This window comes from Arthrobacter sp. MDT2-3, from assembly GCF_059090465.1.
On sequence record NZ_JBNHFS010000003.1, the window covers coordinates 44747 to 63412 of the forward strand.

The 18666-nt window shown below is 65.6% G+C and carries 20 protein-coding genes; 2 read left to right on the plus strand and 18 right to left on the minus strand.

Features of this window, described 5'->3' with window-relative positions; all coding sequences use genetic code 11:
• Position 1: 1 nt before the first annotated feature.
• The 4 genes from miaB to AC5RUQ_RS10285 all read right to left on the minus strand — a co-directional run bounded on the left by miaB (position 2) and on the right by AC5RUQ_RS10285 (position 3695).
• Entirely contained in the window at positions 2 to 1579 is a 1578-nt protein-coding gene (gene miaB / locus AC5RUQ_RS10270) for a tRNA (N6-isopentenyl adenosine(37)-C2)-methylthiotransferase MiaB (protein WP_493947235.1), read from the minus strand.
• Positions 1580 to 1582: 3 nt separating this feature from the next.
• Positions 1583 to 2116: a regulatory protein RecX gene (locus AC5RUQ_RS10275; RefSeq protein WP_493947236.1), complete on the minus strand. Its 534-nt coding sequence runs from the start codon at positions 2114 to 2116 to the stop codon at positions 1583 to 1585.
• Positions 2117 to 2224: 108 nt separating this feature from the next.
• Positions 2225 to 3280, minus strand: coding sequence for a recombinase RecA (recA, locus tag AC5RUQ_RS10280; protein WP_066274884.1), 1056 nt, complete (start codon positions 3278 to 3280; stop codon positions 2225 to 2227).
• Positions 3281 to 3470: 190 nt separating this feature from the next.
• Positions 3471 to 3695, minus strand: coding sequence for a DUF3046 domain-containing protein (locus AC5RUQ_RS10285; protein WP_493947237.1), 225 nt, complete (start codon positions 3693 to 3695; stop codon positions 3471 to 3473).
• Between the two features lie 40 nt (positions 3696 to 3735).
• On the opposite strand from AC5RUQ_RS10285, the gene AC5RUQ_RS10290 reads away from it, so the two are divergent.
• On the plus strand, positions 3736 to 4269 hold the full coding sequence (locus AC5RUQ_RS10290; protein ID WP_493947238.1) for a MarR family winged helix-turn-helix transcriptional regulator: 534 nt from the start codon (positions 3736 to 3738) through the stop codon (positions 4267 to 4269).
• Between the two features lie 173 nt (positions 4270 to 4442).
• On the opposite strand, the gene AC5RUQ_RS10295 is transcribed toward AC5RUQ_RS10290, so the two are convergent.
• The 8 genes from AC5RUQ_RS10295 to AC5RUQ_RS10330 all read right to left on the minus strand — a co-directional run bounded on the left by AC5RUQ_RS10295 (position 4443) and on the right by AC5RUQ_RS10330 (position 13107).
• Positions 4443 to 4895: a helix-turn-helix domain-containing protein gene (locus AC5RUQ_RS10295; protein ID WP_493947239.1), complete on the minus strand. Its 453-nt coding sequence runs from the start codon at positions 4893 to 4895 to the stop codon at positions 4443 to 4445.
• 148 nt (positions 4896 to 5043) lie between these two features.
• A complete protein-coding gene (locus AC5RUQ_RS10300) occupies positions 5044 to 5523 on the minus strand; it encodes a CinA family protein (RefSeq protein ID WP_493947240.1) in 480 nt (159 codons plus the stop codon).
• Positions 5520 to 6161, minus strand: coding sequence for a CDP-diacylglycerol--glycerol-3-phosphate 3-phosphatidyltransferase (gene pgsA / locus AC5RUQ_RS10305; protein ID WP_493947241.1), 642 nt, complete (start codon positions 6159 to 6161; stop codon positions 5520 to 5522). Before pgsA ends, AC5RUQ_RS10300 begins: the two co-directional genes overlap by 4 nt.
• Before the next feature lie 23 nt (positions 6162 to 6184).
• On the minus strand, positions 6185 to 9091 hold the full coding sequence (locus AC5RUQ_RS10310; RefSeq protein WP_493947242.1) for an FtsK/SpoIIIE family DNA translocase: 2907 nt from the start codon (positions 9089 to 9091) through the stop codon (positions 6185 to 6187).
• A gap of 139 nt (positions 9092 to 9230) precedes the next feature.
• The gene (locus tag AC5RUQ_RS10315; protein ID WP_493947243.1) at positions 9231 to 10922 is read right to left on the minus strand and encodes a ribonuclease J; all 1692 of its coding nucleotides are present in this window, start codon (positions 10920 to 10922) and stop codon (positions 9231 to 9233) included.
• Between the two features lie 41 nt (positions 10923 to 10963).
• Positions 10964 to 11872 (minus strand): 4-hydroxy-tetrahydrodipicolinate synthase, encoded by a 909-nt coding sequence (dapA, locus tag AC5RUQ_RS10320; protein WP_493947244.1) that lies wholly within the window; start codon positions 11870 to 11872, stop codon positions 10964 to 10966.
• Between the two features lie 58 nt (positions 11873 to 11930).
• On the minus strand, positions 11931 to 12713 hold the full coding sequence (locus AC5RUQ_RS10325; RefSeq protein ID WP_493947245.1) for a carbon-nitrogen hydrolase family protein: 783 nt from the start codon (positions 12711 to 12713) through the stop codon (positions 11931 to 11933).
• Between the two features lie 34 nt (positions 12714 to 12747).
• A complete protein-coding gene (locus AC5RUQ_RS10330; RefSeq protein ID WP_493947246.1) occupies positions 12748 to 13107 on the minus strand; it encodes a hypothetical protein in 360 nt (119 codons plus the stop codon).
• Between the two features lie 86 nt (positions 13108 to 13193).
• On the opposite strand from AC5RUQ_RS10330, the gene AC5RUQ_RS10335 reads away from it, so the two are divergent.
• Positions 13194 to 14429 carry a heparan-alpha-glucosaminide N-acetyltransferase domain-containing protein gene (locus AC5RUQ_RS10335; RefSeq protein ID WP_493947247.1) on the plus strand — a complete coding sequence of 412 codons (1236 nt, stop codon included), beginning with the start codon at positions 13194 to 13196 and terminating at the stop codon, positions 14427 to 14429.
• A gap of 76 nt (positions 14430 to 14505) precedes the next feature.
• Here AC5RUQ_RS10335 and AC5RUQ_RS10340 read toward each other — a convergent pair whose 3' ends face one another.
• The 6 genes from AC5RUQ_RS10340 to AC5RUQ_RS10365 all read right to left on the minus strand — a co-directional run bounded on the left by AC5RUQ_RS10340 (position 14506) and on the right by AC5RUQ_RS10365 (position 18652).
• A complete protein-coding gene (locus AC5RUQ_RS10340) occupies positions 14506 to 14985 on the minus strand; it encodes a hypothetical protein (protein ID WP_493947248.1) in 480 nt (159 codons plus the stop codon).
• A 2-nt stretch (positions 14986 to 14987) separates the two neighbouring features.
• The gene (dapB, locus tag AC5RUQ_RS10345) at positions 14988 to 15758 is read right to left on the minus strand and encodes a 4-hydroxy-tetrahydrodipicolinate reductase (protein ID WP_493947249.1); all 771 of its coding nucleotides are present in this window, start codon (positions 15756 to 15758) and stop codon (positions 14988 to 14990) included.
• A gap of 108 nt (positions 15759 to 15866) precedes the next feature.
• A complete protein-coding gene (locus AC5RUQ_RS10350) occupies positions 15867 to 16343 on the minus strand; it encodes a molybdenum cofactor biosynthesis protein MoaE (protein WP_493947250.1) in 477 nt (158 codons plus the stop codon).
• Positions 16333 to 16863 (minus strand): MogA/MoaB family molybdenum cofactor biosynthesis protein, encoded by a 531-nt coding sequence (locus tag AC5RUQ_RS10355; protein ID WP_493947251.1) that lies wholly within the window; start codon positions 16861 to 16863, stop codon positions 16333 to 16335. Before AC5RUQ_RS10355 ends, AC5RUQ_RS10350 begins: the two co-directional genes overlap by 11 nt.
• A complete protein-coding gene (gene moaC, locus AC5RUQ_RS10360; protein WP_493947252.1) occupies positions 16860 to 17354 on the minus strand; it encodes a cyclic pyranopterin monophosphate synthase MoaC in 495 nt (164 codons plus the stop codon). Before moaC ends, AC5RUQ_RS10355 begins: the two co-directional genes overlap by 4 nt.
• The gene (locus AC5RUQ_RS10365) at positions 17342 to 18652 is read right to left on the minus strand and encodes a molybdopterin molybdotransferase MoeA (RefSeq protein WP_493947253.1); all 1311 of its coding nucleotides are present in this window, start codon (positions 18650 to 18652) and stop codon (positions 17342 to 17344) included. Before AC5RUQ_RS10365 ends, moaC begins: the two co-directional genes overlap by 13 nt.
• Positions 18653 to 18666 lie beyond the last annotated feature (14 nt).

Genomic DNA, 18666 nt, shown 5'->3' on the forward strand with positions numbered 1-18666 from the left:
TTCAGCGGCTGCGGACAGGCAGGGCAGGCATCCCGAGGGAAACCCCGCTCCGGCCCTTGGCGGCACCTGGCGCGGGTGCTCCGCAGGAGTCTGCCTGGGACCTGTCCCAGGCGTCGCCGGCGCGGGACCTGCGCAGGCTGTAGTCCTCAAGGGTGGGGTCCGCCACGAGGTGGAAGGAAGCGGCCTCGGTGATGGTGACAGTCACGAGATCACCGGGGCGTGGCGCCGGTGCTCCCTCCGGTACGGAGAAATGCACCAGCCGCTGGTCCTGGGAGCGCCCGGACAGCCGGTGCGTCTCTCCGGCTTTGCGGCCTGACTGCGCGGTCACCATGACCTCTACCCGGCGGCCCAGCTGTTTTCGGTTCTCCTCCGCGGCAATCCGGTCCTGCAGCGCGGTGAGGCGTTCGAAGCGCTCCTGCACTACGGCCTTCGGCAGCTGGTCCGGCAGGTCCGCTGCCGGCGTGCCGGGGCGCTTGGAGTACTGGAAGGTGAAGGCGGTGGCGAAGCGTGACTGCTCCACCACATCCAGGGTTGCCTGGAAGTCTTCTTCGGTTTCGCCGGGGAAGCCCACGATGATGTCAGTGGAGATGGCGGCGTGGGGAATCTTTTCCCGGACCTTTTCGAGGATGCCGAGGAACTTGGTGGACCGGTAGGACCGCCTCATGTCCCGCAGGACCTTGTCCGACCCGGACTGCAGCGGCATATGAAGCTGCGGCATGACGTTGGGCGTTTCGGCCATGGCATCGATGACGTCGTCAGTGAATGCGGCAGGGTGCGGGCTGGTGAACCGGACCCGTTCCAGGCCCTCGATCTCCCCACAGGCCCGCAGGAGTTTTGAAAAGGCCTGGCGGTCGCCGAACTCCACGCCATAGGAATTGACGTTCTGGCCCAGGAGGGTCACTTCAATGGCGCCGTCATCCACCAGGGCCTGGATCTCCGCGAGGATGTCCCCGGGCCTGCGGTCCTTCTCTTTGCCGCGCAGGGCGGGAACGATGCAGAAGGTGCAGGTGTTGTTGCAGCCGACGGAGATGGAGACCCAGCCCGAGTACACGGAGTCGCGCTTGGTGGGAAGCGTGGACGGAAAAACGTCCAGCGATTCCAGGATCTCCAGCTGCGCCTCGTCGTTGTGCCGGGCGCGGTCCAGCAGCGCGGGCAAGGCGCCCACGTTGTGGGTGCCAAAGACGGCGTCCACCCAGGGCGCCTTCTTCAGAATTGTTTCCCGGTCCTTCTGCGCGAGGCAGCCGCCGACGGCGATCTGCATGCCGGGGTTTGCTGCCTTGACCGGGGCAAGGATGCCGAGGTTGCCGTAGAGCTTGTTGTCAGCGTTTTCACGAACGGCACAGGTGTTGAACACCACCACGTCCGCCTGGCCGCCGTCTGCCGGCACGTAGCCGGCGTTCTCCAGCATGCCCGCCATACGCTCTGAGTCGTGCACGTTCATCTGGCAGCCAAAGGTGCGTACCTCATAGCTGCGGGGCTTTCCGGTGCCGCGTTCGGGAGCGGGGGCAGCCGGGGCCGCGGCGCTGGACCCCGAAGACGGGTTGGTGCCGGAAAGAGGGGAAGGAATGGTCAAACTCACCTGTTAAGGGTACCGGTTCGGTGGGTCGTCAGTGTCGGGAGCGGCGTGGGCATCAAGGACTTCGCTGACGATGCGGAAAGCCTGGGACGGCTGGTAGCCCTTGCGGGCCAGCATGGACGCCAGCCGGCGCGTGGCTTTGTCGCGGTCCGCCTTGTCCCCAAGGTCAGTTCCGGGCCGCAGCTTCCGCTCCACCAGGCTTCGTGCGGCGGCTTCCTCGTCAGCGTCGGAGAGCTGCTCAAGGGCTGCGGCGGCGGTTTCCTGGTCGACACCTTTCTCGGCGAGCTCCCGCCGGAGTGCGCCCTTGGCCAGCTTCCGGGACTGCGACCGGCTCCGCACCCACATGTCCGCGAATTCGGCGTCATCGATGAGCCGCGCTTCCTGGAACTTGTCCAGTACCGCCTCTGCGACGTGCTCCGGGATGTTCCGTTCGGCGAGTTTGCGGGCAAGCTGAAGCCGGCTTTTCGCCGACGCTGCCAGCTGCCGGTACACGATGGCCTGGGCGACGGATACGGGATCAGGTTCGGCGTCGCCGGCCACCAGCGAATCTTGATCCGGACCGTCCTGGATGTCAGCCGCATATGAAGCAGCGCGCCGCCCACCGGTTCTGCCCCGGCGGGGACGCGCACTTTCAGTACTGGTCAAGGGCTAGAACCCGTCAACGGCTTTCAGCTTCGGGGAGTCCTTGGACTCAGGCTCCGCCGGCTTCACGCCAACGCCGAGCTTTTCCTTGATCAGGCGCTCCAGCTCGGCGGCCAGCTCCGGGTTGTCCCGAAGGAACCGGCGGGAGTTTTCCATGCCCTGACCCAGCTGGTCGCCGTCATAGGTGAACCAGGAGCCGGACTTCTTGATGATGCCGTGCTCTACACCCATGTCAATGATGCCGCCCTCGCGGGAAATGCCTTGGCCGTAGATGATGTCAAACTCGGCGACCTTGAAGGGCGGGGCCATCTTGTTCTTGACGATCTTGGCTTTGGTCCGGTTGCCGACCGAATCCGCGCCCTCCTTGAGGGTCTGGATGCGGCGCACGTCGATACGGATGGAGGCGTAGAACTTCAGCGCCTTGCCACCGGTGGTGGTTTCGGGGGAACCGAAGAAGACACCGATCTTTTCTCGCAGCTGGTTAATGAAGATCGCCGTGGTTTTGGTCTGGCTCAGGCGTCCGGTGATCTTACGCAGTGCCTGGCTCATGAGGCGTGCCTGGAGGCCTACGTGGCTGTCGCCCATGTCGCCTTCGATTTCAGCACGCGGAACCAGGGCCGCGACAGAGTCGATAACGATGACGTCCAGCGAGCCTGAACCCACCAGCATGTCCATGATCTCCAGGGCCTGCTCGCCGGTGTCCGGCTGGGAGACCAGGAGGGCGTCCGTGTCCACGCCGAGCTTGGCGGCGTACTCAGGATCGAGGGCGTGCTCGGCGTCGATGAAGGCTGCAATGCCGCCCAGCCGCTGGGCGTTGGCCACTGCATGGAGGGCCACCGTAGTCTTACCGGAAGATTCCGGCCCGTAGATCTCTACGACGCGGCCACGGGGCAGGCCGCCAATTCCCAGGGCTACGTCCAACGCAATGGAACCGGTAGGGATGACTTCGATCGGGGCCCGGACTTCGTCCCCGAGCCGCATGACTGAGCCTTTTCCGAACTGCTTGTCGATCTGGGCCAGCGCTGCTTCGAGCGCTTTTGCACGATCCGGGGCTGCCGCCATGGTTCACACCTCTAATGCTTTCTCGCTTTGGAGTGGCCTCAGCGGCCGTTTATTGGTCATCTCTGACGCTAATGGGACCCACTGACATTCCGCCCGGATGAGGGCGGCTATGTGGAAAACCCGCTAGGAAAAGCATAGCTTTACCCGAACAGGTATTCGAACAGCGGCGCGGCGTGTCAGGAGAAACTGCTCATTCCACGCGGGGTTTGATGTCCCTGCCCAGCCGCCGCTCAGAGGGAACGTCCTGGACATCACAGACTGCCAGCCACACTTTCCGCGGCTCCACGCCGGCGGCCAGCGCCTGGTCCGCGGTACGTCCGCCCACCCCGGCAAGAACAAGGGTGCTGCTGAGGACCCGCGAGTACCCGGCGCCAAATTCGTCGTCCATGAGTCGCCAATAGTCGCTGATTCGCACCAGAAAAGTCTCTCACGATCCGCACCCTAGAATTGTTGCCATGAGCAACTCCCCCGCCATCCCGCCCGCGCACGGCCGCGAAGACGATGCCACCGTGGACGCCGCGCTGCAAAACGTGGAACACCAGATCAGCCTCTTCTGGCGGCGGGCACGGGCCATTTCCAACCAACTCTCCCGGCAGGTCCACCCGGACATGGAACCTGCGGCGTATGGGCTGCTGACGGTCATCCGGCGCGAGGGCCCCATCCGGCTCACTGACCTGGCGATGAACATCGGTGTGGGCAAACCTTCGGTGAGCCGGCAGATTGCCTTCCTGGAAAGTATCGGGTTGGTATCCAAGGAGGCCGACCCTCTGGACGGGCGGGCCCAGGCCATCCGGCTGACCCCCAAAGGCGAAGAAAAAATGCACCAGGTCCAGGATGCCCGGCGGCAGGTCTTCCGGGAGCGACTGGGGGAATGGCCGGTGGAGGACCTGCAGGAGCTGGCCCGTTTTATGGCCAAGCTGAACTCAACTTATGAGCGCGACGGTTTCCCGCACGACGGTCCCCCGGCCCAGGCTGCCGGGGAGAAGTAGGCGGCCACGGACAAGTAGGCGGTGCGGGCAAGCAAGCGGACCAAGTACGCGGAACACCCTGGGAAGGTCAGGCACGGAGAGCAGGCACGAAAGTGGCCGGACACAACTGAAGCCCCCGGCACACCGCCGAAGGCTTCATTGTGTTGCAGGGCCACCGGGTGGTGGATCAGCCCTTACCGGGCGCCGGAGAACAGGCCTGTTGAAAGTTCGTCGTTGAGTTCAGTGTTAAGGTCGCTTTCGAGATCACGTCCGTAACGCTGGGAGAATTCCTGGGGTACGGTGTCCGGAACGGCAACGCCTTCGGCAACTGCCACACGGTCACTGACCTCACGAAGCATGCTGGACAACGGGACGTCCAGGGCCGAGCAGATCGAGGAAAGCAACTCGGAGGATGCTTCCTTCTGGCCGCGCTCCACTTCACTCAGGTAGCCCAACGAGACACGGGCACTGTGCGAAACTTCACGGAGCGTACGCCCCTGACGCTGGCGAACATCGCGCAGGACATCACCTATTTCGTGACGAAGTACAACCATCTTGCGCTCCTTCTGTTCGCTCTTAGCCTGATCGGCGAGGCCCACATCCTTCCAGCGGACAACGCCGTTTACGGATACGGGCTGCTTTACCATCTGTATCGCCTTGCTCCTCATAGTCGGTCCGCCGGAGCGGACCATGGTGGTGGTTTTATCCTAGGCGCCCCCGCTCCGCGGAAGCGACACAATGTAATAACTAATCGGTACCGGCTTTTGTTCCCACTAACTTTACAAGCGGGTAACTTCAGGAAGCCAGTGCTTCGAGGAGCCTTTCCAGGGCAGCCCCGCATGCCTGCCCACGGATTTCGGACCGGTTCCCGGCAAACACATACTCAAACCCGGCAGTTCCCGCAGCCGTAGCTATGCCGATGTACACCGTTCCCACTGGCTTTCCATCATGGGCTTCCGGTCCGGCAACTCCGGTGGTAGAGATACCGATATCTGCGCCAAGGGCCGTCCGGGCTCCGGCGGCCATGGCGGCGGCAACACCGCTGTCAACGGATCCGACGTCGGCGAGCAATTCCGGGGGAACCCCCAGGACGCTCTCCTTCACCGAGTTCTGGTAGGCCACCACGCCGCCCTGCAGCATCCCGGAGGCGCCCGGGGTGTCAGCGAGGACAGCTGAGACCATGCCGGCAGTCAGCGACTCGGCCGTGGCCACGGTGCGGCCCAGTTCCAGTGCCTTCCTGACGGCCTGTTCCGACAGATGGTGAAGGTTTGTCATGCCGGCTCCTGCCCGTTGGCCGTTCCCTGCAGCTTTCCCTTGGACCGCAGGCGCAGCGCCTCGACAACGTACTCGACGCCGGTCCAGACCGTGATCAACACGGCCACCATCATCACGGCGAAAGCTGCCCATGACAGCCACGGCATAATGGCCGCCAGCGGCAGGAGGTGCAGGAAGATGGCCGCCGTCTGGACAACCGTTTTGAGCTTGCCACCCCGTGACGCGGGGATGACACCATAGCGGATCACGAAGAAACGCAGCGCCGTGATGCCCCACTCACGGACCAGGATCACCACCGTGACCCACCAGGGCAGTTCGCCGAGCACGGACAGCATGACCAGTGCGGACCCGATCAGCAGCTTGTCCGCAATCGGATCGGCAATCTTGCCGAAGTCGGTCACGAGGTTCCGGCTCCTGGCGATGTCGCCGTCGAGCTTGTCCGTGTAGATCGCGACGGCGAACGCCGCCGCCGCTGCCCAGCGCCAAGGCCCGGCCTCGCTCTGCAGGCCCGGCGCGTCAGCGATCAGGAACCAGACTAAGAACGGCACCAGCGCGATGCGGAGCATGGTCAGGACATTGGGAAGGTTCCAGACCCCGGCACGGCCTGAGCCGGCGGCGGTTGCATCGGTGCTAGTCACCTACCTAGGCTACATTCTTTGGGCTAGCGCCCGGTCAGGGACCAGGCGTCTTCCGAGCCGTCTTCGTCGTCATACCCGCCGGGAGCGGAATCAGACCCGTCGTAGTATTCGACGTTCTGCTTCCGCTGGTCCAGGTCCGCCGCCACCAGGTCCTCGGCGTAACCGCCCTGGGCGATATTGGCGTTGGCGTTGTCGCTGAGGGCTGCCGTCTGGGCGTCCGGTGCCTTCGGCGCCTCCTGGCCCTTCATGGCTGCGAGGACCGGCGCCAGGTCGTCCGGCTTCACCAGGACGTCGCGGGCTTTGGAACCCTCGGAGGGGCCCACCACTCCCCGCGATTCGAGCAGGTCCATTAGGCGGCCGGCCTTGGCGAAGCCGACCCGCAGCTTGCGCTGGAGCATGGACGTGGAGCCGAACTGCGTGGTGACCACCAGCTCGGTGGCCTGCAGCAGCACCTCGAGGTCGTCCCCGATGTCGTCGTCGATCTGCTTCTTGGGCGCATCGACAGCGACGTCGTCACGGTAGGCCGCCTGGAGCTGTCCCTTGACGTGCTCCACCACCTTGTGGATCTCGGACTCCGTCACCCAGGCACCCTGGACACGCATGGCCTTTGAAGCACCCATGGGCAGGAAGAGGGCGTCACCCTGGCCAATGAGCTTCTCCGCGCCCGGCTGGTCAAGAACCACGCGTGAGTCGGTGACGGACGAGGTGGCAAACGCCATTCTCGAAGGAACGTTGGCCTTGATAAGGCCGGTGACCACGTCCACGGACGGCCGCTGCGTGGCCAGGACGAGGTGGATGCCGGCGGCGCGGGCAAGCTGGGTGATGCGGACGATCGAGTCTTCCACATCGCGCGGCGCCACCATCATGAGGTCGGCGAGCTCATCCACGATCACCAGGAGGTAGGGGTACGGGCGGATCACCCGCTTGGAATCGACCGGCGGCTGGACCTTGCCGGCGCGAACCGCCTTGTTGAAGTCGTCAATATGCTTGAAGCCGTAATTCGCGAGGTCGTCGTACCTGGCGTCCATCTCGCGGACCACCCACTGGAGGGCCTCCGCCGCCTTCTTGGGGTTGGTGATGATGGGTGTAATGAGGTGCGGGACGCCTTCGTAGGCTGTGAGTTCCACCCGTTTGGGGTCCACCATGACCATCCGGACTTCGTCCGGGGTGGCGCGCATCAGGATGGACGTGATCATGGAGTTCACGAAGGACGACTTACCGGCACCGGTGGCGCCTGCCACCAGCAGGTGGGGCATCTTGGCGAGGTTGGCCACCACGTAGCCGCCCTCAACGTCCTTGCCCACGCCCATCACCATCGGATGGTCGGTGCGGCGGGCGTTCTGGCTGCGCAGTACGTCACCCAGCGAGACGGTCTCACGGTCCGTGTTGGGGATCTCGATGCCGATGGCGGATTTGCCCGGGATGGGGCTCAGGATCCGCACGTCGCTCGAGGCCACCGCGTACGAGATGTTCTTCGACAGGGCGGTAACCCGCTCCACCTTGGTGCCCGGGGCCAGCTCGATCTCGTACCGGGTGACGGTGGGACCGCGGCTGAAGCCTGTCACCGTGGCATCCACGTTGAACTGCTGAAGCGTGTCGGTGAGGGCAGCGACGACGGCGTCATTGGCCTCCGTGCGCTCCTTGGGGATTGAGCCCGGGGTCAGGTAGTCGGAGGCAGGGAGGGTGTAGGTCACGTCCCCGGCAAGCGACAACTGCTCGGTCCGCTGCGGGATGGGAACGGGTGGCGGTGCGGGAGCCACCGGGTTTGAGGGCACGGTGGGCGCCGCGGAACCCGCCTGGCCGCCGGAGGCGGACATGCCCGGGGTGATCATGGGGATGGCTTCAGTGGCGTTCTCCCCCGCTTCAGGGGAAGCAGCAGCGCCGAGTCCTTGCGCGGCCTTGATCTTCTCGACGGCGATCTCGGCCTGGGTGGGGCGGCGGACCCCAGGGGCGGGGCGCGGCGGCTGCGGTTCGTCGTCGTCGATGACGGCGTGCTCGAACGCTTCGTCGCCCACATAGCCTTCCAGGCCGGCGTCGGCATCCTCGTCCTTGCCGAACAGGCGGCGCTTCTTCTTTTTCGGTGCGGCTGGCGGGGTCCGTTCAAGGTAGCTGCGGTCGTGACGGTCGCTGTCCTCCTGGTCCATCAGGTCGATGCCCATGAGGTGCTCGTAGGCGCCCCGAACCCGCCGGGGGATGGCACCGAACGGCGTAGCGGTGATGATGAGCAGGGATACGAAGGCGAGCAGCCCGTAGAGCACCAGCGGCACGGCCGGATGGATCGCAGCCAGTGGCGAGGCACCCAGGAATCCCAGCATGCCGCCGGCCTGCCGCAACCCGTCAAAACCCTGGGCGACCGTGGGCTGGCCGCCCAGGACGTGCGCAAGGCCGCACCCTGCGAAGGTCATGATCAGGAAGCCAATGCCCACCCTGTTGTTGCCCCGGCCGTCAGAGGGTTGCCGGAACAGCCGGAAGGCGCACACAAAAAGCATCAGCGGGAGCAGCAGCGAGATCCAGCCGAACGTACCGTTCACTACGCTGTAGACGGCGTCCGGGAACCAGCCGGTGAGGCCCCACCAGGCAAAGGTGGCGATGAAGACGCCCAGGGCCAGGTTGAAGAGGGCGGCACCGTCACGGCGCTCGTCTGCCGGAAGGTCGCTGACGTCATGGCCGATGCGCCGCACTCCCCCGCCGACGAGGTGGCCGATCCCCAACCACGCTCCGCTCACTACCCGCAGCAGCCAGGGCTGGTGCTGTTCGACGGCGGGAAGCTGGCGGGTCCGCGCCGTGCCGGAGCTCCCCGTCCGTCCTGATTTGGACGCTGGGGATTTCGCTGCCGTGGAGCCGGAACCGCGGCCGCCGGAACCGCCGGATTTGCTGCCGGAGCTGGCCCTGCTTGAACCATTGGGCGCGGAAGTAGTACGAGTGGCCATATTAGCCACGGTACCGGAACGGCGGTGGTTTTCCGGGCATTTGGGAGCCGGTGGATGCTGGTTCTGAGCGCTTAAACACGTCCGGCCCGCATTCCTGGTCGGGACCAGGAGCACGGGCCGGAGCCGACGGCAAGGAAGACTAGGCCTCAAGCACCACGGGAATGATCATGGGCTTGCGGCGGAGCTTGCGGTTGACCCACGTGCCCACCACCCGGCGGACCACCTGCTGGAGTTGGTGGGTTGTGTGATCCGTATGGTTCAGCACGGCTTCTTCCAGCGCGGCGTTGATCTTGGGGATGATCTCGTCGAACACGGCATCGTCTTCGGCCACGCCGCGGGCGTGGATCTCCGGCCCGGAAACCACCTTGCCCGTAGCTCGGTGGATGACCGTGATGATGGAGATGAAGCCTTCATCGCCCAGGGTCTGGCGGTCCTTGAGGTCGGCCTCGGTGACTTCGCCAACGCTGGAGCCGTCCACGTAGACGAAGCCCACTTCAACCTGGCCCACCACGTCTGCCCGGTGGTCCTTGAGGTCGATCACGGTGCCGTTGTCCGCGAGGATCACACTGGCTTCCGGAACGCCTGACTCGATCGCGATCTTGCCGTTGGCGATCAGGTGGCGGGTCTCACCATGTACCGGCATCGCGTTGAGCGGTTCAAGGATGTTGTAGCAGTACAGGAGTTCGCCGGCGGCGGCGTGCCCGGAGACGTGGACTTTGGCGTTGCCCTTGTGGATGACGTCGGCGCCAAGCTTGAGCAGTCCGTTGATGATCCGGAAGACGGCGTTTTCATTTCCGGGGATGAGGCTGGACGCGAGGATGACGGTGTCTCCCTCGCCCACCACGACGCGGTGGTCGCCGTTGGCCATCCGGGACAGCGCGGCCATCGGTTCGCCCTGGGAACCGGTGGACATTAGCACCACGCGGTTGTCCGGCAGGTTGTCGATGTTCTTGATGTCCACGATGAGGCCAGGCGGGACGTCCAGGTAGCCCAGCTTCTCCGCAATGGCCATGTTGCGGACCATCGAGCGGCCCACGAAAGCCACTTTGCGGTTGTGCTTGGCGGCCGCGTCCAGGACCTGCTGGACCCGGTGAACGTGGGATGAGAAGGACGCGACGATGATCCGCTTGGTGGCCTGGCCGAAGAGGCGCTCCAGTGTGGGGCCGATTTCCTTCTCTGCGGTAGTGAAACCGGGGACATCGGCATTCGTGGAATCCGACATGAAGAGGTCAACGCCCTCTTCACCGAGCTTCGCGAAGTGCCGCAGGTCCGTGATGCGGCCATCAAGGGGGAGCTGGTCCATCTTGAAGTCGCCGGTGTGCAGGACGGTGCCGCCTGCAGTGCGGAGGAACACGGCAAGGGCGTCGGGGATGGAATGGTTGACCGCTACGAACTCGCATTCGAACGGGCCGAACTTCTCCACTTGGCCTTCCTCGACGGTGAGGGTGTAGGGCCGGATGCGGTGCTCCTGCAGCTTCGCCTCGATCAGAGCAAGGGTCAGTTGCGAGCCGACCAGCGGAATGTCACCGCGGAGGCGCAGCAGGTACGGAACAGCACCGATGTGGTCCTCATGCCCGTGGGTGAGGACCACAGCCACGATGTCGTCCAACCGGTTCTCGATGTAGGAGAAGTCAGGCAGGATCAGGTCGACGCCGGGCTGGGTTTCCTCCGGGAAGAGCACGCCGCAGTCCACGATCAGCAGCTTGCCGTCGATTTCGAACACGGCCATGTTCCGGCCAATTTCCCCAAGTCCGCCCAGCGGAACAATCCGGAGCGTTCCCTGCGGCAGGCGGGGAGGGGTGACAAGGCCGGTTAGGGCAGTTTGGGTCATATTGCACTACTTTCCAGGCGCAAGGGCGCCGGTCTCAGCCCTCAGGAAAAGACCAGCCCCGCTTCCGCCAAATCCCCGCGGATGGTTTCGATCTCGGCTTCGTCCGGCTCCACGAGGGGCAAACGGACAATCGAGTTGGGCAGGACTCCCTGCCATTTAAGAATCTGTTTGGCCGCAACGGCCCCCTGGACCCGGGTCATGGTGGCGCGGACCACGGGCTGAAGCTCGAAGTTGATCTTCCGCGCGGTTTCGAGGTCGTTGGCATTGACCGCATCGATGAGGTCGCGGAACTGGCGGGTGGCCACATGCGTGGTGACGCCGACGAGGCCAACGGCACCCAGCGCCATCCAGGGCAGGGTCAGTCCGTCGTCGCCGGAGTAGAAGAGCAGGTCTGTTTCAGCCATAACGCGGGTGGCCGCAACGAAATCGGCCTTGGCGTCCTTGACGGCCACAATGTTGGGGTGCTGCGCCAGGCGGATCATGGTCTCGGGTTCGATGGCGATCGAGGACCGGCCGGGGATGTCGTAGAGCATAACGGGCACGTCCGCGGCGGAGGCGATGGTTTCGAAGTGTGCGCGCAGTCCGGCCTGGCTGGGCTTGTTGTAGTAAGGGGTGACCAGCAGGATGCCGTCGACGCCGAGGGCTGCAGCCTGCTGGGAGAGGTGCACTGAGTGTGCGGTGTCATTGGTGCCGGTGCCGGCAATGATTGCCGCCCGGCCTCCGACCGCTTCCTTGACGGCCCGGAACATGCCCAGGTTCTCTTCGTCGGTGAGGGTGGAAGTTTCGCCTGTGGTTCCGGTGACCACCAGGCCGTCGCAGCCGTCGTCCACCAGCTTGCTGGCCAGTTCCGCGGCCTGCTGGTAGTCCACTGTGCCGTCCTTCGTGAACGGCGTGACCATGGCGGTCAGGAGGGTGCCAAGGGCAGGGATGCGCGCGGAAGTGTCAGCCATGGAAAAAACGTTACCCTGTCCCCGGCCGGTTAGGACAATAGGGGCGGCGTGATGAACGTCAAACAGCCGCCTCGCCGGAGGGGCCGCCGGTGTGCTTGCGGTATTTTGCGAGGCGGCTTCGCTGCAGGATGCAGGGAACAACTTCGGTGCCGATTCCTGAGGCTTGCTTCAGCGGAAAGCCGTCAGGACCCCACAAGCCGCTCAAGCCGCACGATTCACCCAAGGGGCTCCTGCCGCCGAGGTTGGCGAGCAGCGTGAACATCCTGTTGTCCATGGCCCGTGCTCCGAGGTGGAGTGCCAGCCGGTGTTCCTCGTCCCTGGTGTAAAGGGCGGACACGCAATACACGTCAGCTCCTGCTGCAGCGGCGTCGGCTGCGTGAGCCGGTACGGAGGTATCGAAGCAGAGAGCGAGTGCAATGGTCCACCCGTCCACCATGATCAGGGTGGCGCCCTCCCCCGGCGTGAACAGCTCTTGCTCCTGGCCGTGCAGGTGCGTCTTGAACGCCGTTTCCGTGCTGCCGTCCGGATGAATGGCTACTGATGCCAGGCGCGCCGCACCATCACTTTCGCGGAGGGCAGCGCCGACAACAGCCGTAACCCCGGTCCTGCGGCAGATCTCCCGGACGTCGCCGAGGCGTTCGTCGTCCGGCATCAGCCAGGAATCGGAGCCCCTGAGGAGATCCAGCCGGTAGCCGGTGAGGGACAGTTCCGGGAAGACCACCAGGCGGGCGCCGTGATCATCGGCGTCCTCGATGAGGCGCACGTGCTCGGCAGCGTTTGCGGTGATCCCTCCGTCCAGGGGCTGGTACTGGATGGCGGCGACGGGGAGGGTGTCTGTCACGCCTCCATCCTAGGCAGCTGCCCTGACGCCCACCTCAGCAGCGGTCCTTTTGAGCGCGTGGCGGTTCACCAGGACCATGCTGGCAATACCTGCCGACGGCCGCCTGCCGCAGCCCTTCCGCCCACGCGGCCAGCCTCTGGGCTGCCCGGACGTAGTGGAACAGTTCGACCGGAGTCAGGGCGTCGATATCCGTCTCGCCGAGCCGGCGCGCGAGCTCCGCCCCCTCCGGCTGCGCGGACAGGCTGATGCCCTCCTGCTCCCACTGGATATCCTCGGAGGATTTTCCAGTCACCAGCTGGCGGAAGAGGTAGTCAACAACACCCGGGCTCATTGCCTTCAGTGGCCCGGCATCCTGTGACTCCGAAGCGGGGATATCGGGTGATGGGGTTTGCATGCGATCCATGTTATTCGAACATATATTCGAAGACAAGAGCAGTTTATTGACAGCTCCGGTACAGGCAGGTGTGAGACGATCTGGTCATGACCTCCCGTAACGCCGCCACCGCTTCCAGGACGGCTGCCGGCCGGTCGATACCGGGCCGGCTGCATGGCATCGACGCGGCGCGCGGGCTGGCCCTGCTGGGGATGATGGCCACCCATCTGCTTCCCACGTTCGAACCGAACGCCGACCTTACGCCCACCTGGATCGGCCTGACTTTTTCAGGCCGGGCAGCCGCTCTGTTCGCAGTGCTGGCAGGCGTTGGCCTTGCCTTGTCCACGGGTAAGCACAGGCCGCTGGATGGCCCGGACCTGTCGGCAGCCCGGCGCGGCGTTGCCTTGCGCGCCCTGGTGATTGCCGCCGTCGGACTCAGTTTGGGCGGCCTCGAAGTGAACCTGGCCATCATCCTGGTCCACTACGCAGTGCTGTTCCTGTGCGTCCTGCCGTTCCTGGGCATGAAGCTGAAGCCGCTCGTCGGATGGACGGTCGGTTGGATCCTTGCCTCACCGGTTTTGGCGTACTTGCTGCGCCCCTGGCTGCTGGCTGCGAACCCGCCCCTAAGGCTCGGCCACAACCCTTCCTGGGAGGATCTGTCCACCCCCACCCGGCTCCTGGCGGACCTCTTCTTCACCGGCTATTACCCCGTCTTCCAATGGCTGTCCTACCTGCTGGTGGGGCTCGTCGTCGGCCGCCTGATGCTCAACAAGGCCCTCGTCCCGTGGGTGCTCTTGATCGGAGGCACCATCGTTGCTGTCCTGGCCAAAGCCCTGGGAACCGCGGCGATGGAAAGCTGGGGCGGGCGGGCTGCCCTGGAAAAGTTGCTTGATTCCCCCGGCTATCCGTTGCACAGCGTCCTGCAGGTAAACCTGACGGGCATCCCGCAGGAGGGGTCCTGGTGGTGGCTGGCCTCGGCGGCGCCCCATTCGGCCACGCCGCTTGACCTGCTGCATACGTCCGCCGTGGCAGCGGCGGTGATCGGGGCCTTCCTCCTGCTGGGCAGGCTGGCCGAGTGGGTGGCCCTGGACCTGTTGCTGCCGCTTCGCGGTGCGGGGGCCATGACCCTGACCCTCTACTCCGTCCACGTGTGGGTGGTTTCGGGCTTCTACCTCAAGCCGCTCCCGGCCGGCTGGACTGAGGACGCGATGTACTTCGCCCACGCCGCCACAGCAGTGATTGTGGGCATGGTGTTCGTGCTGCTGAAGTGGCGCGGGCCCCTGGAATGGCTGGGGCATGCGGCAAACCAGGTGGGCCGCGGCAACGCCAAGGCCCTGCGCTGAATGCACCGCCGTTTGATGCACCGCCGTTAGATCCGCCGCTCCAGGGAGCGGGAGGGCAAAACAGGTCGCCGAAGCCCTAGGCCGGAACCTGGCCGCGGAAGAGCTTGACGGCGTCGCGCATGGAGGCGCGGGCGCGCTTGCGGTCGCCGGCGGCGTCGTAGGCGCAGCTCAGCCTGAACCAGGAACGCCAGTCTTCGGGTGCTGCTTCAGCCTCCGCCCGGTACTTCTCGAACTCCGCATCCGCTGCGGAACGGACGATCCGCCCCGCCGGGGTCCTGGGCAGCTCGTCCACGGGAAGGCCGCCCTCGGCCTCGAGGACCTTCGCCATCTGCTCGGTGCGGGCTCCGAACATGAGTTCCCGGACGAGCGCCCAGGCACCAATCACCGGCAGCACGAGGTAGGCGGCTCCGATGGCGACGGCGGCAGGATTGCTGTCCGTCAGCAGCAGAACCGAGCGCTGGAAGGACACCACCAGATAGAAGACCAGGAGGAGCGTGACTGCACCCACCCAGATTTTGGTGCGGTTCTTCCGGAGGCCTTCAACCAACCCGCCCACGGCTACAGCCCCAGGTCCAGGTAGCCGTCGAGGCCCACCGTGAGCCCGGGATGTGCGGCGACGCCGCGCAGGCCAAGCAGTACGCCGGGCATAAAGGAGGCGCGGTCGAAGGAGTCATGGCGCAGCGTCAGCTGCTCGCCGGCGCTGCCGAGCAGGACTTCCTGGTGGGCGACGAGGCCGCGAAGCCGTACGCTATGGACGCGAACGCCATCCACCTCACAGCCGCGCGCACCGGAAAGTTCGCTGGTGGTGGCATCGGGGCTGGGTGGCACCTGGACGGCCCTGCGTTCGGCGGCGATGAGCTCGGCCGTCCGGACTGCCGTGCCCGACGGCGCGTCCACCTTGTCCGGGTGGTGCAGCTCAATGATTTCGACCGACTCGAAGTACTTGGATGCCTTCGCGGCGAAGGCGGAGGCCAGCACGGAGCCAAGGGCGAAATTGGGTGCGATCAGCACACCGGTCTCCGGCCGGCTTGCCAGCAGGTTTTTCAACCCGGACAGCTTGCCGGCGTCCCACCCGGTGGTGCCGACAACGGCGTGGATGCCATGTTCAACGGCGAAGCGCACGTTCGCTTCAGTGCTTTCGGGAACCGTTAGGTCCACCACGAAGCGTGCCCCGGCAACGGTGAGCTGGTCCAGCGAATCTCCCCGGCCCAACGCGGCGACGAGCTTCATGTCAGGGGCCGCTTCAATGGCTTTTACGGCTTCGGCGCCCATGCGCCCATTCGCGCCCAGCACGGCAACGGGCATGGGAGCAGAGTGTTGTTCGGTCATGGCGTTAACCCTACCGGTGGGCCTGCGGGGCACAGGAACTGTGGAGTGTGCGTTACCTCGCAGGAACAGGCCCGAGGGAGCCTGGGCGAACCAGGCACAACAGCAGGATCAGCTGCCCGCGCCTACCCATTCCACGGTGCCGTCGGCGAAGAACTGTTCCTTCCAGATGGGCACCTGCTCCTTGATCCTGTCCACCAGCTCCGAGCACACGGCAAAGGCCTGGCCGCGGTGGGCTGCGGAGACGGCACACACGAGCGCGGGATCCCCGATGTCGAGCATGCCGATCCGGTGGGCTGCCCAAATCCGCACCGGCTGGGAAGGAGCACCACCGGCCCCTTGTGCCTCTGCCGTTTGTTCCGCTGCCAGCCGGGCAACGACGTCGGCCATCACCTGGTGGGCAGTGGGATGCGCGCTGTAGCTGAGGCGGTTGACCGCCTTGCCGCCGTCGTGATTGCGCACCACGCCGCTGAAGCTGACCACCGCCCCGGCGGTGTCACTTTCCACTGCCGCAATGGCCTGGTCAACGGAGATGGGCTCCGCGCTCAGGACCGCGCGGACCACCTCGAATGCTGTTTCAGTGCCCATGTCCGCCTTCCAACTGGTCGCAAAGGTGCCCGATCACCGGATCCAGGACGGTGAGTCCGTCCATCACCCCTTTGGGTGACCCGGGCAGGTTGATGATGAAGGTGCTTCCGGCGGCGCCTGCGTAACCGCGGCTGAGTGCCGCAAGCGGCGTTTTCGCTGCGCCGGCGCGTCGGATGGCTTCCATGATGCCGGGGATCTCGCGGTCCAGCAGCGGCAGCGTGACGTCCGGTGTCCTGTCGTCCGGGCTGAGGCCCGTGCCTCCGCTGGTAATGACGACGGCGGGGCGCTGGGTCAGCAGGGCGCGGATGGCTGCGCCCACGGGCTCGCCGTCGGGAACCACCATGGCGGGGAACACGTCAAAGCCGTGCTCGGTCAGCCAGTCGGTAATCACGGGGCCGGTTTCGTCGTCGTAGATTCCGGCGGCGGCCCGGGTGGAAGCGATGACGACGCCGGCCTTCCGGCCTTGGACGTCACCGTGGCGGTGGGGTTCCGGGGCATTCAGGATGCTGGGGCTGCTCACAGTGTCCAGTCCCCGCTCTTGCCGCCGCTCTTGGCAAGCACTTTGATGTCATTCAGTACCGCGTGTTTGTCCACGGCCTTGATCATGTCGTACACGCTCAGGGCCGCGACGGAGGCTGCCGTGAGGGCTTCCATTTCCACGCCGGTGACGCCGCGGGTCTTGACCGTTGCGAGGATGGCGACGGACTCCGTGCCAAGCTCAAAGTCCACGGTGACCTTGGACAGCGGAAGCGGATGGCACAGCGGAATCAGTTCCGGAGTCTTCTTCGCGGCCATGATTCCGGCGACGCGTGCCACGGCCAGGGCATCTCCCTTGGGCAGCCCGCCCGAGCCGAGCAGGGCCATGACGTCTGCCGTGGTGTGGACCGTGGCGGTGGCGGTGGCCTCGCGGGTGGTTTCGGCCTTAGCGGAGACGTCCACCATCTGGGCGCTGCCGTCCTGGCGCAGGTGCGTCAGTGCGGCCGGGGGTTGTTGTGCATTCACAGCATCCATACTTCCACCTCTGCCCCGGCCGCGAGCGCGGCCACTCCAACCGGGACATGAACCAGCACGTTCGAACCGGCGAGCGCATGCATCAGGTGCGAGCTTTCCCCGCCCTCCAGCTTCACGGTCCCGTCGGGCTGCAGGGTGCCGCGGCGGACCTGGTGCTTGTGTTCAGTAGACGTGAGCGGCTGGCTGAGGCGGGCACGGAGGGGCAGGCGCGGCGCCGGTGCGCCGAGCAGGCCGGCCAGGACGGGGCGGAGGAACATTTCAAAGGACACCAGGCAGCTGACCGGATTTCCCGGGAAGCCCAGGAATGGGCGTCCCTCGAAGGTGCCGATCCCCTGCGGACCACCCGGCTGCATGGCCACGTGCAGGAAGTCCACCGGCTGGTCCTGCATCGCCTGCCGGACCACCTCGTACGCGCCCTGGCTGACTCCGCCGGTGGTGACGATCAGGTCCACGGCGTCGGGCCCGGCGCGCAGCAGCGTGCGAAGCCGGTCCGGGTTGTCTGTGACGACGCCGGTGCGGCGGACGTTCAGTCCCGCCTGCTTCATGGCCGCTTCAAGGAGGGTGGCGTTGGAGTCGTAGATCTTGCCGGCAGGCAGCTCCTGGCCGGGCTCCACCACTTCGTCGCCGGTGGTGACCAGCAGGACAGTTACTGCTTTGAAGACCGTAACCTCCGGAATCCCCAGCGCCGCGAGCAGCCCCAACTGGGCCGGGCCCAGGAAGGTTCCGGCGGCCAGGGCTGTCCTGCCCGCCTCCACGTCGCTGCCTGCTGCCCGCACGTAGGTGCCGGGCGCTGCTGGAGGCAGCCACACCGTGGCCTGCGCCGTGTGCGGCAGGAAACGGTCCGGAATGGCCCGTTCAATGGGGACGACGGCGTCGGACCCCTCCGGGAGCATCGCACCGGTCATGACCGGAACGGCCATCCCGGGTTGGAGTGGTGCAGGGAATGCTCCGGCTGGAACGGGGGGCATAACGCTCAACTCCGCTCCGCCGTCAGGCACGTCAATAGAACGGATGGCGTAGCCATCCATCTGGGAGTTGGGGAAGGGCGGCAGGCTGATGGGAGCGCGGACGGCGTTCACCAGGCCTCGGCCCAGCGCCTGGTGCAGGGGCAGCAATTCCGCCCGTTCCGGTGCCCGCACATGCTGCAACAGTTCAGCGACGGCGGCGGCATGGTCAGCCACGGACCGTGCCTGGTGCCCGCCCTGATGCCGCCGGTTTGGCCCCTGGGCGCCGGGCTGGTGTTCCGGCTGGTGCGGGGCTTGCCCTACAGACGTTCCATGGTGTTGCGGGCTGGTCATGGTTCCGCCTTCGG